General features: G+C 63.1%; 10 protein-coding genes and 1 tRNA gene. 1 reads left to right on the forward strand and 10 read right to left on the reverse strand.

Features of this window, described 5'->3' with window-relative positions; genetic code table 11:
* Nucleotide 1: 1 nt before the first annotated feature.
* The 7 genes from AC5V87_RS34640 to AC5V87_RS34670 form a co-directional block, all read right to left on the reverse strand.
* A complete protein-coding gene (locus AC5V87_RS34640) occupies nucleotides 2-478 on the reverse strand; it encodes an RES family NAD+ phosphorylase (RefSeq protein ID WP_495369168.1) in 477 nt (158 codons plus the stop codon).
* A 9-nt stretch (nucleotides 479-487) separates the two neighbouring features.
* Entirely contained in the window at nucleotides 488-1,075 is a 588-nt protein-coding gene (locus AC5V87_RS34645) for an Xre family toxin-antitoxin system antitoxin (RefSeq protein WP_495369169.1), read from the reverse strand.
* A gap of 398 nt (nucleotides 1,076-1,473) precedes the next feature.
* Nucleotides 1,474-2,217, reverse strand: a complete 744-nt coding sequence (locus AC5V87_RS34650) for a hypothetical protein (RefSeq protein ID WP_495369170.1) — start codon at nucleotides 2,215-2,217, stop codon at nucleotides 1,474-1,476.
* A 553-nt stretch (nucleotides 2,218-2,770) separates the two neighbouring features.
* The gene (locus tag AC5V87_RS34655) at nucleotides 2,771-3,340 is read right to left on the reverse strand and encodes a Swt1 family HEPN domain-containing protein (RefSeq protein ID WP_495369171.1); all 570 of its coding nucleotides are present in this window, start codon (nucleotides 3,338-3,340) and stop codon (nucleotides 2,771-2,773) included.
* A gap of 3 nt (nucleotides 3,341-3,343) precedes the next feature.
* Nucleotides 3,344-3,946 (reverse strand): DUF5343 domain-containing protein, encoded by a 603-nt coding sequence (locus AC5V87_RS34660; protein ID WP_495369172.1) that lies wholly within the window; start codon nucleotides 3,944-3,946, stop codon nucleotides 3,344-3,346.
* Nucleotides 3,947-4,171: 225 nt separating this feature from the next.
* A tRNA-His gene (locus AC5V87_RS34665) sits at nucleotides 4,172-4,248 on the reverse strand.
* Nucleotides 4,249-4,584: 336 nt separating this feature from the next.
* Nucleotides 4,585-5,019 carry a phasin gene (locus tag AC5V87_RS34670; protein ID WP_456842646.1) on the reverse strand — a complete coding sequence of 145 codons (435 nt, stop codon included), beginning with the start codon at nucleotides 5,017-5,019 and terminating at the stop codon, nucleotides 4,585-4,587.
* 749 nt (nucleotides 5,020-5,768) lie between these two features.
* Here AC5V87_RS34670 and AC5V87_RS34675 point away from each other — a divergent pair.
* A complete protein-coding gene (locus AC5V87_RS34675; protein WP_495369173.1) occupies nucleotides 5,769-9,170 on the forward strand; it encodes a PAS domain-containing sensor histidine kinase in 3,402 nt (1,133 codons plus the stop codon).
* Between the two features lie 93 nt (nucleotides 9,171-9,263).
* On the opposite strand, the gene ltrA is transcribed toward AC5V87_RS34675, so the two are convergent.
* From ltrA to serA, 3 genes are all read right to left on the reverse strand, one after another.
* Complete coding sequence (gene ltrA, locus AC5V87_RS34680) at nucleotides 9,264-10,643, reverse strand: group II intron reverse transcriptase/maturase (RefSeq protein ID WP_456837647.1); 1,380 nt, start codon at nucleotides 10,641-10,643, stop codon at nucleotides 9,264-9,266.
* Between the two features lie 471 nt (nucleotides 10,644-11,114).
* On the reverse strand, nucleotides 11,115-12,287 hold the full coding sequence (locus tag AC5V87_RS34685; RefSeq protein WP_495369174.1) for a thiolase family protein: 1,173 nt from the start codon (nucleotides 12,285-12,287) through the stop codon (nucleotides 11,115-11,117).
* Between the two features lie 225 nt (nucleotides 12,288-12,512).
* Complete coding sequence (gene serA / locus AC5V87_RS34690; RefSeq protein ID WP_495369175.1) at nucleotides 12,513-14,102, reverse strand: phosphoglycerate dehydrogenase; 1,590 nt, start codon at nucleotides 14,100-14,102, stop codon at nucleotides 12,513-12,515.
* Nucleotides 14,103-14,182: the final 80 nt, after the last annotated feature.

A 14,182-nucleotide genomic window follows, 5' to 3' on the forward strand; every position in this document is an offset into this window, starting at 1 on the left:
GTTACGCGTTTCCCGTCCTGCGCCCGAACAGCCTGAGATCATAGGGGTAGCGGGCGACATGCGACACGCGGATGCGCGCGGCATCCTGGTGCCGGGGATTGATGATGTAGTTCTGCGCAAACGGCATGATGACTGAAGGCACCGCGACCATCGCCGTGCGCGCCTGGTCGTACCACGGCCGCAGCAGACCGCGCGTCACCCTGGGATCGTCGGCCCAATCCTTTGCTATCTTCTCGATGTCGGTCAGGCTCACTGTTTCGACGGCGAGATCATCCGGCACGTCGATGCCGAGCAACTGGTACGTCGTCGGCAAGTCCTCGAAATCGATCTCGAGATGCACCATCACTTCGAGCAGCGCCGAAGCCGGATGATCCGCGGCGTAGACCGCGTGCCGTCCGCGATCATGCCAGCGGCCACTGGCTTTCAGGCCACCTACTCCCGACAGATCGCTGAAATTGGAAATCCGCCAGATCCTCACGCCAAATCCTCAAGCGAGGATGCCGTGATCGATCCGGTGCAACATCTCCTCGACAACGCGCGCGCCCGCCTCCGTCGCGAGATAAGCCAGTGGCGTTTCTCCGCGGAGCGCCTTCTTCGGCTTGCGCAGCCAGCGATGCGCCTTCGACGCATCGCCGAACACGTTCGCGGCCAGCCGGTCGACCCGCGCCAGCCGCACGGCCTTGTCGGTTTCCTCGACCGTCAACGGCTCGCCATCCGACAGCCGCCGCGCCAATGTGCGCTTCGGCACGACGAGCGCGTGGATTTCGTCGTCGCTGTAATTGGCGAGGCGCTTGAGCGCCGCCGGCTCGATGCGAAACAGGCTGTTGGCATCGATGACGACGTTGAACAGCTCGGCCGATGGCAATTCATCCCCTGCACCTCTGCCAAGCCCGACAGAAGGCGCATCGGTAACAGTGGAAAGCCCCGTGACCGCATCGAAATGCCCGCGCACGACCATCGCGCCGCCCTGTGGTTGATAGGTCTGATCCGGCTCGGCGACGGACAAGCGTTCAGGCGCTGCCGGCTTGCGCTTGCTGGCGCGGATGCCCTTGCTCGTGCGAAGACCCTTGCCCATCTCGAACCGCCTCGCGCCAAATGCCCAGAAAGTTCGGCCAAGTGGCATTTAAGCATAATGGGGGAGCGGCTCAAGTGTGGTCTGGCTTCCTGAGACGGCGAAGAAGCCATTAGGGAACGGCAAGGAATACGGTGACAGTGCTGGGCCAGCGTTTCAGATAGCGCCGGATCAGTGCATTGGCACAGTTGTTCGCGGTGGCGGGAAATAGTGGCGGCAGAGCTTTTGACCCAAATGCGGCGAACAACCTGGGATTGCCAAAACAATTAAGCTGCACCACGCTATCCAAACTCACCCTTGGAGGTCACGATGACAGCCATGCAGCCAGCGCTAGCCGATATGGATCGATCTGGCTCGGCGCGTAACTGGCGGCATACAGCTATATTCTCTGTTCTGCGTGTCTATCTTCTTGCATATTGCTTCAGCAATGCGCGATGACGCTCCATATCCTTGGCGTCGTCCTCCCCGCGATGCTGTCGCATAAAGCTGTAATCCTCTGCCGTATAACGCGCACCGCGCCGTACAGCCCATTCGGCCTGAAAGCGATACAAGCTCTCCCATTCGCGACGCTCGCGAGCGGCATCCTTATAGCCCTTCTGCCAAGGCTTATGGCCATATTCACTGAACGCATCGCTTCGTCCGTTGCCGTAACCGATGAGAATCTCGCCGCCCATGTGAATTAGGCGTGGCTCGGGCATGAGCAAATATCCATCGCCCAGTTTCTTCCAATGATCTGTCGAGACCTGCCGCTCCGGGTAGAGCCATTCCTTCCTGGCAGCGGCGATGTAGCGGTATGCACGGCGCTTGATGATCATGTTGATCATCAATACCTCGTCCTCCGTCAGAAGCCGGCCGACCTGAATGTCGGTGAACTTGAACATGGCTTCACGCATGAGCCGAGGATTTGGTCGGAGCTTGAGTTCGTTCTGATAGGGGTCACGAACCCAGTTCAGATTTGTGAAAATCAGAATCTTGTCTAGCGAAAGCGGGAAGATTGTATGCGTCCCGGCCATGCGAATGTCCGGATCCTGAAATCCAACACAATATTTGGAGAGCCACGGGCAGGCGCGGTTGTAGACCGTTACAGGGTGATCGGAGATGATGAACTTGGTCGGCGAATTGGACGCGTCGGCAATCTGCCACACGCATTCCGTCCAGGTCGCGCAAAAGATGTGTTGGATACGCTGAAGCGTCATCAGCCCGTAGGATGGGTTGAGCCCTTGCGAAACCCATCTAACCTGTTTCGTCGTAGCATCACATCATGGCAATTGCCCTCGTGACTTCGTTTCGGTGGTTGCTTCTTCGCCGTCAGTCTGGCGGAACGGAAGCTGCCGTTGCTGACGCATCGTATCGCGCTTACGGAAAACGGCGGCCAAGAAGAGATGGGTTTCGCAAGGGCTCAACCCATCCTACGAGCTTCTTCTTGTATTCCCAAGCAAAGAAGTTCTTCTTGCAAACGTCAGCAAAGCCCTCACCACCACCCGTCTTGGATGCGCCTTTCTCGAATGTAAACCACTCCCCTTTGGGATCGGCCGAAACGGGATCGGGATGATCAAACAACTTACATAGGTCGATAAAATGCGTGTGCGCGGCGGCCCGCTCAGTCAGCGCGACGGGCTTCCATTTCTGCGGGAGTCATTAGCATCAAGGAAGGAGAGAGAAAGGGACAAGCAGAGGAGGCGCGAGTTGACGGCTATATCACTCCATTAGGCGGAACCAATCTCGCAAGCTTAATCTCAATCTCAACACCTCGTCTTCTGCAAGCATTGAGCAATGGGCTATCGGCGCGCGCAAAGTATTAAGGCGCGCTATCACGTTCTGCACTGCCTTTTGGTCCGTGAACGTATCGCTGAAGATAGCCCAATTCGTCGTGATGATCTGTCCGAGTTCACCGAAATTAGTATAACTGAGCCAATCATCGGAACGTGGTGTAACGCCAGCCTCCGTCTCCCTTTTCTTGTTCAGCGCAGCGTTGTCTCGGATGGCTTGTGGAACAAATTTATCCCACCAATGCTCCTTATCTATTTCTTCCAATCGAGCGCGGATTGTGTCGCGAATCGAGATTTCAAGCGAATAGAACAACTCGTAGTGCTGTGCCATAACAGCTGCGTCGTGCCGGATTTGCTCAGAAATCTGCGAATAGTAGGCGTCTCGCGAGCTCTTCGTTCGCGAGGGTCGGAGCTGTATCTTCTTCTCACGAGACACTCTGCGCAGATCATTTTCGAGTGCGACGTTATTGAGTCCGAAGTACTTGATCGAATGCTCCATTTGCTAGACCTTCAACAGATTGTCTTTCAAGCTTCGGAAGATCGCGTTGAAGACCTCGACATCGGAAGTCTCCGGCAGATTGAGGTTGATTGTGTAGGACAAGTTCAGCCCGGTCGGGTTCTGGGATGATCGAGGTGGAGGCGGTGGGCTTTCGTCGTTGTTCATTACCACGACCTTGCTGCCGTTCTGCGGCTTGCTGCCATCATACTTTGCGTATGCCCTCAGATTGGTGAAAGTGTTGACGATGGAGCCAATGGACGGGTCACCTTTTTCTGCACCCGTCACTTCCATCACCATATTTCGCAGCTTGTCCTTGTCCAATTCGTGCGCGTATTCGCTGCGGTCGTACAAATCCTTGTAGGCAGTGCGGAGGCCTTCAGCCATGGCATCGCCACGCGTGTCGGGGTTGCGGAAACGGCCATACAGCGCGGTTGGCGTTCCATCGGACGTGATGAAGTTTAGTTTCTTGAGGAGCGGAATGATCGGTCTTGCGCTGCCGCTTCCGTGACCCAGCTTGTTGCTCAAGAAATCGAGCGTAAAGCGGTCGGGCTGTGGAGCTTCAATGATCTTATCGAGAATCCTCGTAACTAAGCCGTAGGCGTTCATAAAGGGCGGAGCTATCTGTCCTCCTCGCGAATCGGATGCTGAAGGATGATGCCTCTGCCGATGGTTGTGGAGTCGGGTTCCTGTTTAATCCAGGGATAATAGATGGACCGATGGCTTCCTTTCGCCAGGGACTGTCGGCGACCGAATCTGTCCCCGCGTGGTAGCTAGGTGGTAGCTCCGCGACTTCTTCGAACTATCCGATTCAGGCTAAGCCAGTGATTTAATTGGTACAGTTGGGTGGGCTCGAACCACCGACCTCCTGTTCCACAGACAGGCGCTCTAACCAACTGAGCTACAACTGCATCCTTGCGAGCCGCGCCTTGGGGCGCCCTGGGAGGGCCGGTCACCTGAGGGGGCTGGACGGGGCGGAAACTAGGTGCAACGGCCGCTTTTGGCAAGGCCGCAAACGGACGAAAAACCAGCCGAAATCACACTCGACGCGACGAAATCTAAAGGATTCGACGGTCTGTCAGGGATTGAGGGGCCGCGTCGGCTCGTGAGACCTGAACCCCTCGCCCGGCTCGCGCCGGACGATGCTTCGCATCGCCGGGGCGATCCGACCTCTCCCTCCGGGAGAGGTGAAGAAAAACCCGGGCCTCGCGGCCCGGGTGTCTTAAACGTGCGATCCGCCGTTTTGATCAGGCTGCGGGCTTGTAGAACTTCGACGCGCTGGCCTTGATCGGCTCGGCGGTCTCGTTGGCGATGCGCTGGGTGAGCTCGACCAGCTCCTTGGCCTGGGCCTGGAAGGTCTCGAGCTGGGTGCGGGCGTGGCCGGTCCACAGCGTGAACGCATCCGAGGGGGACTTGGCGGCGAGCAGCTCCTGGGCGAAGTCGAGCGAGGCCGAGGTGTTGGCCTTCATGAACTCCACCAGCTTGGCGGTGTACTCGCTCGCGCCCTTGCTGGCGGTGGTGAACACGGCCTCGACGGTGCCGTTATGGGTCTCGGCGGCATCCTTGAACTTGGCGTAGTTCTCGCGGGCCTGCGACACGCCCTTCTCGGCGAACGCACGCATCTGCTCAGGAACCTCGAACGGAATGATCGAGGCAGAAAACGGATCAGTCGCACCTGTCATGTTGGTCCCTCACGCTAATGAAAAATGGAGTGAGCCTTCTGGCGCGCCCGCCGGGCCCCGATCTAGGCCACAATTCGGCGGGTACGAAAAGACTGGCAACGCGAAACAATGAAGATGGCTCGCCCAGCGCCGCCACTATTGCTGCCCATCATGTCAACATTGTGCAGCGCAACGCGATGTCGGGAGCGGCGCGAAAATTTAATCTCGGAGGATGAGGTTCCCAGGGTGAGGAACCATGGGTTGAGGTATTTTGGTGCTGATAACTAGCGAACGCCGGCCGTCCTACCCTCCCCTGGAGGGGGAGGGTCGATCGCGCGAAGCGCGAGCGGGCTGAGGTGATCTCTCCACTCTGGCACCGGCTCTACTAAGGAGGTTCGCATTGCATGCGAACCGATCCTCCCCTTTCAGGGGAGGATGGGCATGCCGGCGCGGCTGACGATCTGGTCCATCGCGGATTCCTGCGGATGCAACCGGGGACGGCTTGCGGGTTCAGCCACATTAAGGTTATCGCGGCTTCGGCCGCCCCCCACGGACCGGGGCCGTGGACCTGCCCGCGCCTGCGGGCGATACTCAAGCGCGATGAGATTGTGTCAACGCGCTTTAGGTCGTTGTTTCAGCATGATCTTTTCGGAAAACCGCTTCGCACTTTTCCGGATCATGCTGTAACACTTTCTTAAGGCTGCCATTCCCGGCAGTCTTGGCCTTGATCTTGCTCCTGAGACAGACACGCGGGACTTAAAGCCGGTCGGATGACGAGTTCGGATTTCCACTTGCGAGGCGTCGGCGATCCCCGGCTGGCCGTGCACGCGACCTCGCCATTGCCGAGCTGGCTCTGGACGATCGATGGCGCCCGCGTGCTGTGGGCCAATCCGGTCGGGGCAAAATTCTTCGGCGCGGCTCACGCCGCAGCGCTGGCGGAAAAGACCTTCGGCCCGGCCGACAGCCATCGCCGCCAGGTCGCGCGGCTGGCGCGGCGGCTGCCCATGGGCGGCGCTATCAGGCTGGAGCGGCTGCAAGGCTTTGGCGCAAGGCTCGGCATGCTGATGACCTGCGCCTGCGCGCGGCTCGACTTTGCCGATGGCAGCTCCGGCGTGCTCGTCACCGCGATGGACGCCGCGACGCGCATGCCGCTGACCGAGCGGCTGCATCGCCTCGTCGCCGGCGCCAAGGTGCCGATGGCGGCGTTCGCGCCCGACGGACTATTCGCCGGCGCCAGCGAGGCCGCCCGCCCCCTGCTCGGCTGCCACGATCTCTCGGAGGCCGGCCTCGCGCGAGCGCGCAGCGATGCGCTGAGATACGGCCGCGCCGAGGCGGCGATCGCTAGCGGGAAGATGGTGCTGCAACGGGTCGGCACCGGAGGGGATGTCGCGCTGGTCGCGCTGATCGCGCCGGCTGTGCAGCATGCGGCGGCGGCTGCGCGCGCGCCTGCAAGCGTGCCGGAGGCGCCGGTTCAAGCCGCGCAGCAGGCCGCCGAGATCCCGGGCGAAGCGCCGCCAGCGCAGGATGCGCCTGCCGGTATCGACCTGTTCGATGCTTTCGCGGAGCCGATCGAGACGGTGGACGATACGATCGAGACTTCGCCCGAGCCGGCTGCGCGCGAAGCGGCCGCAGAGATCGAGCCGATCCAGGACGCGGTCAAAGCGGCTGAGGAGCCCGTCCACGACTCGCAGGACAACGCGGCCAAAACTCCGGTTGAAAACCACCCCGCAGCCATTGTGCCGCCCCAAGCCGCGCCGATCACATCAGTCATGGGCGAGTCGCCGTCACCAGCGTCACCGCGCCAGCATCCGCTGCGCTTCCTGTGGCAGATGGATGCAGAAGGCCGCTTTGTGCTCGGCTCGGACGAATTCATCCGCCTGATGGGCGCGCACACCGCCGCAGCCTTCGGCCGGCCCTGGCGCGAGATCGCGGAAGAATTCTCGCTCGATCCGGAGGGCCGCGTCGCGCAGGCGCTGGCGAGCCACGACACCTGGGCCGGCATCACCGTGAACTGGCCGGCCGATGGCGGCGAGCATATTCCGGTCGAGCTTGCGGGCCTGCCGATCTACGACCGCGACCGCAACTTTGCCGGCTTCCGGGGCTTCGGCGTCTGCCGCGATCTCGACGGCCTCAACCGGCTCGATGCGCTGCGCCGCTTCGAGCTGCTCGTCGAACCAATGGCGCCGCGCGAGGCGCCCGCCGATGCCGCCGCGGCTGAGGCCGAGCCTGAGATCGAGCCCGAAGCAGCCGCGCCGCCGCCGATCGAGCCGCCCGCACCTGAGCCTGAACCTACGCCTGAGCCTGTCGCCGAACTGCCCGATCCCACCCCCGACGCGAATTCACATCCAACCGATCCGGAAATGCCAGTGGAAACGCCCTCGGAAATTCCCTCGGAAACTCGCTTGGAAACTCCTTTGGAAACCCCGCCCAATGTCGTGCCGTTCCGCCCGCCCGGCGACGCCAGATCGCCGACGCTGACGCCGGTCGAGAACAGCGCGTTCAACGAGCTCGCGAGGCAACTCTCCGAGCGGCTCGAACGCGAGCGCGAGGCGCTCGGTGCGGCCGAGCCGCCGGCCGCCGAGATCGCGCAGCCGTTCGCCGAGCCCGAGGCGCCGCACGCGCCGGCGCAATGGCTGCGCGAGCCCGCGCCGCCCGCGTACGGCCACAGCATGCGTGACCGCGCGCTGCTCGACCTCGTGCCGACGGGCATTTTGATCTACCGCCTCGACCGCCTTCTCTATGCCAACCCCGCCTTCCTCGCGCGCATGGGCTACACCAGCATCCACGCGCTGGAGGAGGCCGGCGGGCTCGATGCGCTCTATGTCGAGCCGGGCGTGTCCGCGGCGAGCAGCACCTCGCAAGCCGGCACGCCGGTGACAATCAGCGCGGCGATCGCCAATGGCGAGGCGCCGCTTGCGACCACCGAAGCGCATCTGCACACGATCGACTGGGACGGCGACAGCGCGCATGCGCTGATCTGCGCCCTGCCGCAGGCCGCCATCGCGCCTGTCGTCGCCGAGCAGGTCGCGACGGTCCCGGTCGAGCCGGAGCCCGAAGCAGGCGATGCCGACGCAGAAGATCTCGCCGCGATCCTCGACACTACGGCCGAGGGCATCGTCATGTTCGATGCCGAAGGCAACATCCACGCCTGCAACCGCAGCGCCGAGGCGCTGTTCGGCTATGACGGCGCGGCGCTGCTCGAGCAGAACCTCGTCAGCCTGTTCGCACCCGAGAGCCAGCAGGTCGTGATCGACTATCTCCAAAGCCTCAAGAGCCAGGACATTTCGAGCCTGCTCGACCACGGCCGCGAGGTGCTGGGCCGCGAGAAGAAGGGCGGCGTCATTCCGCTCGCGATGATCATGGGCCGCACGCGGCCGGACGGGCCGAACTTCTTCGCCGTGTTCCGCGACCTCTCGCACGCGAAGAAGGGCGAGAGCGAGTTGACGCAGGCGCGCCGCCTCGTCGACGGCGCGGCCAACGCCAAGGCCGACCTGCTGGCGCGGATCAGCCACGAGATCCGCACCCCGCTCAACGCCATCATCGGCTTTGCCGAGGTGATGATCTCCGAGCGCTTCGGCGCGCTCGGCAACGAGCGCTACGGCGAATACATGAAGGACATCCGCGCCTCCGGCGAGCGTGTCATCGCCATCATCGACGATCTGCTGGAGCTGTCGCGGATCGAGACCGGCAGGCTCGATCTCAATTTCGCCAACCTCAACCTCAACGACCTCGTCGAAGCCTGCGTCGTGGTCATGCAGCCGCAGGCCAACCGCGAGCGCATCATCATCCGCACCTCGCTCGGCCATGCGCTGCCGCAGGTCGCAGTCGATGCGCGCGCGATGCGGCAGATCACCATGAACCTGATCTCGAACTCGATCCGCCTTGCCAGCGCCGGCGGCCAGGTGATCGTCTCCACCGCGATGACCGACCGCGGCGAGATTGCGCTCCGCATCCGCGACACCGGCCACGGCCTCTCCGAGCGCGAGCTCGCCGCCGCGATGGAGCCGTTCCGCACCCCGCCGCCCGGCGACGCCGCCGACAGTTCCGCGCTCAGCCTGTCGCTGACGAAAGCACTGGTCGAAGCCAACCGCGCCCGCTTCAACATCAAGAGCGCAGGCAGCTCGGGCACGCTGATCGAAGTCGTGTTCACGCCGGTGGCGGCGGGGGCGTAGGAAGTACCACCCAATCGGGATAGGGGGGAGTCTCGCGACTCCTCCCCTCCCACACCACCGTACATACGGGTCCGTATACGGCGGTTCGGCGGATTATGCAGGCCACTGTCCCGTGACGGAAGCCAAGCCGAGCGAAGCGAAGAAGCTGTTTGGCAGAGCAATGGCAAGCGCGGGGCTGTTCGCGAGCCGCCAAGGGCCATGCGGGGCGCCGGCAGTTTGCGCTGCCAGATCCCGGCCGACGCCACGGCGTCGCAGCTCGGCGAAGCGAGCGGGTCCATACTTCCATTGCTTCCAGACGACGGCGCGCAGCCGCCGCCTGATCCACCGGTCAAGCACGCGCAACACCGACGGGGTTTGGCAGAAGCCGAAGTAGCCGCGCCACCCGATCAGGTAGGCTGACAGCTCCTTGGTAATCTGCACGAGGCTTCGACCGCACGTGCGTCGCGTCAGCTCCAGAACTTTTACCTTGAAGCGGGCGAGCGCCTGCGGCGCGATGCGCCGTCGCGGTGGTTCACTTCCGCCGGTAAAGCTGAAGCCCAGGAACTTGCGAACGCTCGGTTTGGCGACCGCACTCTTGGCCTTGTTGATCTTGAGCTTGAGGTGCTTTTCGAGGAACCGTTCGAGGCCGGCCAACACCCGCTCGCCCGCCTTCTGACTGCGTACATAGATATTGCAGTCGTCGGCGTAGCGCACGAAGCGATGGCCGCGTTTCTCCAGTTCCTTGTCCAGCACATCCAGCATCAGGTTCGACAACAGCGGCGAGAGCGGTCCGCCTTGCGGCGTACCCTCCTCCGTCGGGCTGACCAGCCCTGCCTCCATCACACCCGCAGTCAAGAAGCCACGGATGAGCTTGAGGAGGCGCTTGTCAGCGACCCGTTTGGCAATGAGCCCCATCAGGATGTCGTGGTTGACCCGGTCGAAGAACTTTTCCAGATCGATGTCGACGACGACGGCGTAACCGGATGCGATGTAGGTCTGCGCCCGTTCCACCGCCTGATGCGCCGAGCGGGTCGGCCGGAAGCCGAAGCTCGCCTCGGAGAACGTTCCGTCCCAATCTGCCTGCAACACCTGCATCACCGCCTGCTGGATGAAGCGGTCGAGCACCGTCGGGATGCCGAGCGGCCGCAGGCCGCCCGACGCCTTCGGTATCTCCACCCGCCGCACCGGCTGTGGCTTATAGGTGCCGTCAAGCAACTGGGCGCGGATCGTGAGCCAGTGCTCCTTCAGATAGGCCGATAGCTCGCCGACGGTCATCCCATCGACGCCTGCCGCACCCTTGTTGCGCTTCACTTGCGCCAATGCTGCTTGCAGATTCTCACGCTCGACGACTACTTCCATCGACGGTCCTGCGACCGCCGGGCGTTCGAGGCTGGCTCTCACCGCGCTTGCTTCGGTCTCTCCGGCGGCGGAGCTTGCGGCTTCACCGCCTGCTCCGGTGCCCAAGTTCAGTTCGACCTGATTCTTCTGCCGCATGGCTCGCGCGAGATCGTTGCTCTACTAACCACTTCCACCGTTCGGGCCTTCGGCGGCACACGCCACCTACTATGCCCTCAGCTGACTTCTGCGCTGCGGTCGGGCCGCCTTACGACGACCTCAGTCCCGTTGCCGGGACACAACGCAGACCTCCCGAGGTAAGACCGACCGCCTTCACCGCGCGCCCGCCGAATTTACCACCCCGACCCTTGATGACCCTGGACTTCGCGATCAGTTGCTCGCTCGTCCGGCCGGGTAGGCCTCGTTATCCGGTGTTTGTCCATCGGGCCGCGGCTTTGCTCCACGCTTTCTTCAGACCCCACCTCGCGGTGACGCCCTTGCGCTTCGCTAATCCTTCGCCGCCATCAGGCTGGATAGAGGACTTCCACCTCCAAGCTGTCGTTCATACTCGGCACACAACAAAAAGGGCACGGCTCACACCGTGCCCTTTCGCATTCATATCGCGCGATCTCAGCTGTAGATCTCGAACAGCCCCGCGCCGCCCTGGCCGCCGCCGATGCACATGGTGACGACGCCCCACTTCGCCTTGCGGCGGGCGCCTTCCTGGAGGAGATGGCCGGTGAGACGGGCGCCGGTCATGCCGAAGGGATGGCCGATCGCGATCGAGCCGCCGTTGACGTTGTACTTGGCCGGATCGATCTCGAGCTTGTCGCGGCAATAGAGGCACTGGCTCGCGAAGGCCTCGTTGAGCTCCCACAGATCGATGTCGTCGATCTTGAGGCCGGTGCGCTTCAAGAGCTTCGGGATCGCGAACACCGGGCCGATGCCCATCTCGTCGGGCTCGCAGCCGGCGGTCGCCCAGGCGACGAAGCGGCCGAGCGGCTTGAGGCCGCGCTTTTCGGCGTCCTTGGCTTCCATCAGCACCACGGCGGCAGCGCCGTCGGAGAGCTGGCTGGCATTGCCGGCGGTGACGAACTTGCCGGGGCCCTTGACCGGCTCGAGCTTTGCAAGGCCTTCCATCGTGGTGTCAGGCCGGTTGCATTCGTCGCGGTCGACGACGTAGTCGACGATGCTCTCGGCCTTGGTCTGCTTGTCGACGACCTTCATCCTGGTCTTCATCGGGACGATCTCGTCCTTGAACTTGTTCGCCTGCTGCGCCGCCGCCATGCGGCGCTGCGATTCCAGCGAGAACTCGTCCTGGTATTCGCGGCTGACCTTGTAGCGCTCGGCGACGATGTCGGCGGTATCGATCATCGCCATGAAGATGTCGGGCGCGACCTTCAGCAGCTCCGGATCGATCGATTCCTTCGGCGAGCCGCCGCCGGGGATCGAGATGCTCTCGACGCCGCCGGCCACGATGCAGTCGGCGCCGTCCGAGCGGATCGAGTTGGCGGCCATCGCGATGGTCTGCAGCCCCGAGGAGCAGAACCGGTTCACCGAGACGCCGGCGGTGGTCTTCGGCAGACCTGCGAGCAGCGCGGCCTGACGGCCGATGTTCGGCGCGCCATGGGCGCAATTGCCGAGATAGCAGTCCTCGACATAATCCTTCTCGACGCCGGCGCGGTCGACCGCGTGGTGGATAGCGTGGGCCGCCAGCGACATCGGCGGCGTGATGTTGAACCCGCCGCGGCCGGATTTCGCGAGGCCCGTGCGTGCATAGGAAACGATAACGGCTTCACGCATTGTTTTCTCCCTTGTCGAACGTCTGATACGGAGCGTCCTGGGCGACATTGGTACACTGAGATAGCCGGCTGCGGAAAACAAAAACGCCGCCTCCGATGAAGGAGACGGCGTTGTTCCGTGGGTCGGAATATATGATCCTCGTCATTCCGGGGCGATGCCCGAGCATCGAACCCGGAATCTCGAGATTCCGGGTTCTCGCTTCGCGAGCCCCGGAATGACGGTGGGTCAGAACGTCAGCGCCTTGGCCTGCTTGACCTGCGGCAGGGCCTGCACCTTGGCGAGCAGGTCCGCCGGCACTGCGCCGTCGACCTCGACCAGCGCGATGGCATCGCTGCCGGGCGCGACGCGGCCGAGATGGAAGGTCGCGATATTGATCTTGGCGTCGCCGAGCAGGCTTGCGAACCTGCCGATGAAGCCCGGCTTGTCCTCGTTGGTGATGTAGATCATCGACTTGCCGAACTCGGCATCGATGCGGATGCCCTTGACATCGACGAGGCGCGGCTTGCCGTCATGGTACACGGTGCCGGACACCGAGCGCTCCTGGCGTTCGGTAGCGACGGTGACGGTGATCAGGCTCTCATAGTCGCTCTGCGCGGCGCGCACGATCTCGTCGACGATCATGCCGCGCTCCTTGGCGACCACGGGTGCCGACACCACGTTGACCTCGCCCAGCATCGGCCGCAACAGGCCCGACAGCACGGCCGAGGTGATCGCCTTGATCTTCATCTCGGCGACGTGGCCCTCATAGGTGATCTCGACCTTGCGGATGCCGGACTCGGTGAGCTGGCCGGCGAACGAGCCGAGCTTCTCGGCGAGCGCGATGAAGGGCTTGAGCTTCGGCGCCTCTTCCGCCGTGATCGAGGGAAAGTTGACCGCGTTCGAGATCGCGCCGGTGAGCAGATAGTCCGACATCTGCTCGGCGACCTGCAGCGCGACGTTCTCCTGCGCTTCCGTGGTGGAGGCGCCGAGATGCGGCGTGCAGATCACGTTGGGATGGCCGAACAGCACGTTCGAGGTCGCGGGCTCCTCGACGAACACGTCGAAGGCGGCGCCGGCGATGTGCTTGGAGTTGAGCGCATCGACCACCGCCTGCTCGTCGACGAGGCCGCCGCGGGCGCAGTTGATCAGGCGCACGCCCTTCTTCATCTTGGCGATCGCGGCCGCGTCGATGATGTTCTTCGTCTTCTCGGTCAGCGGCGTGTGCAGCGTGATGAAGTCGGCGCGCTTCAAGAGGTCGTCGAGCTCGACCTTCTCGACGCCGATGTCCTTGGCGCGCTCCGGCGACAGGAACGGGTCGAACGCGATCACCTTCATGCGCAGGCCGAGCGCGCGGTCGGCGACGATCGAGCCGATATTGCCGCAGCCGATCACGCCGAGCACCTTGCCGGTGATCTCGACGCCCATGAAGCGGTTCTTCTCCCACTTGCCGGCCTGGGTGGAAGCATCGGCCTGCGGGATCTCGCGGGCGAGCGCGAGCATCAGAGTAATCGCGTGCTCGGCGGTCGTGATCGAATTGCCGAACGGCGTGTTCATCACGATGATGCCCTTGGCCGTCGCGGCGGGGATCTCGACATTGTCGACGCCGATGCCGGCGCGGCCGATCACCTTGAGGTTGGTGGCCTTCTCCAGGATCTTTGCGGTCGCTTTCGTCGCGGAGCGGATCGCAAGGCCATCGTAATTGCCGATGATCTCGGCGAGCTTGTCCTTGTCCTTGCCGAGGTTGGGCTGGAAGTCGACCTCGACGCCGCGGTCCTTGAAGATCTGGACGGCGGCGGGAGACAGAGCGTCGGAAATGAGAACTTTGGGTTTGGTCATGGGGATCTGTCCTTCACACCCTCCCCTGGAGGGGGAGGGTCGGCGCGAAGCGCCGGGGTGGGGTGAAGCTGCAACAAAGA

This window comes from Bradyrhizobium sp. SOJA106 (assembly GCF_059448745.1).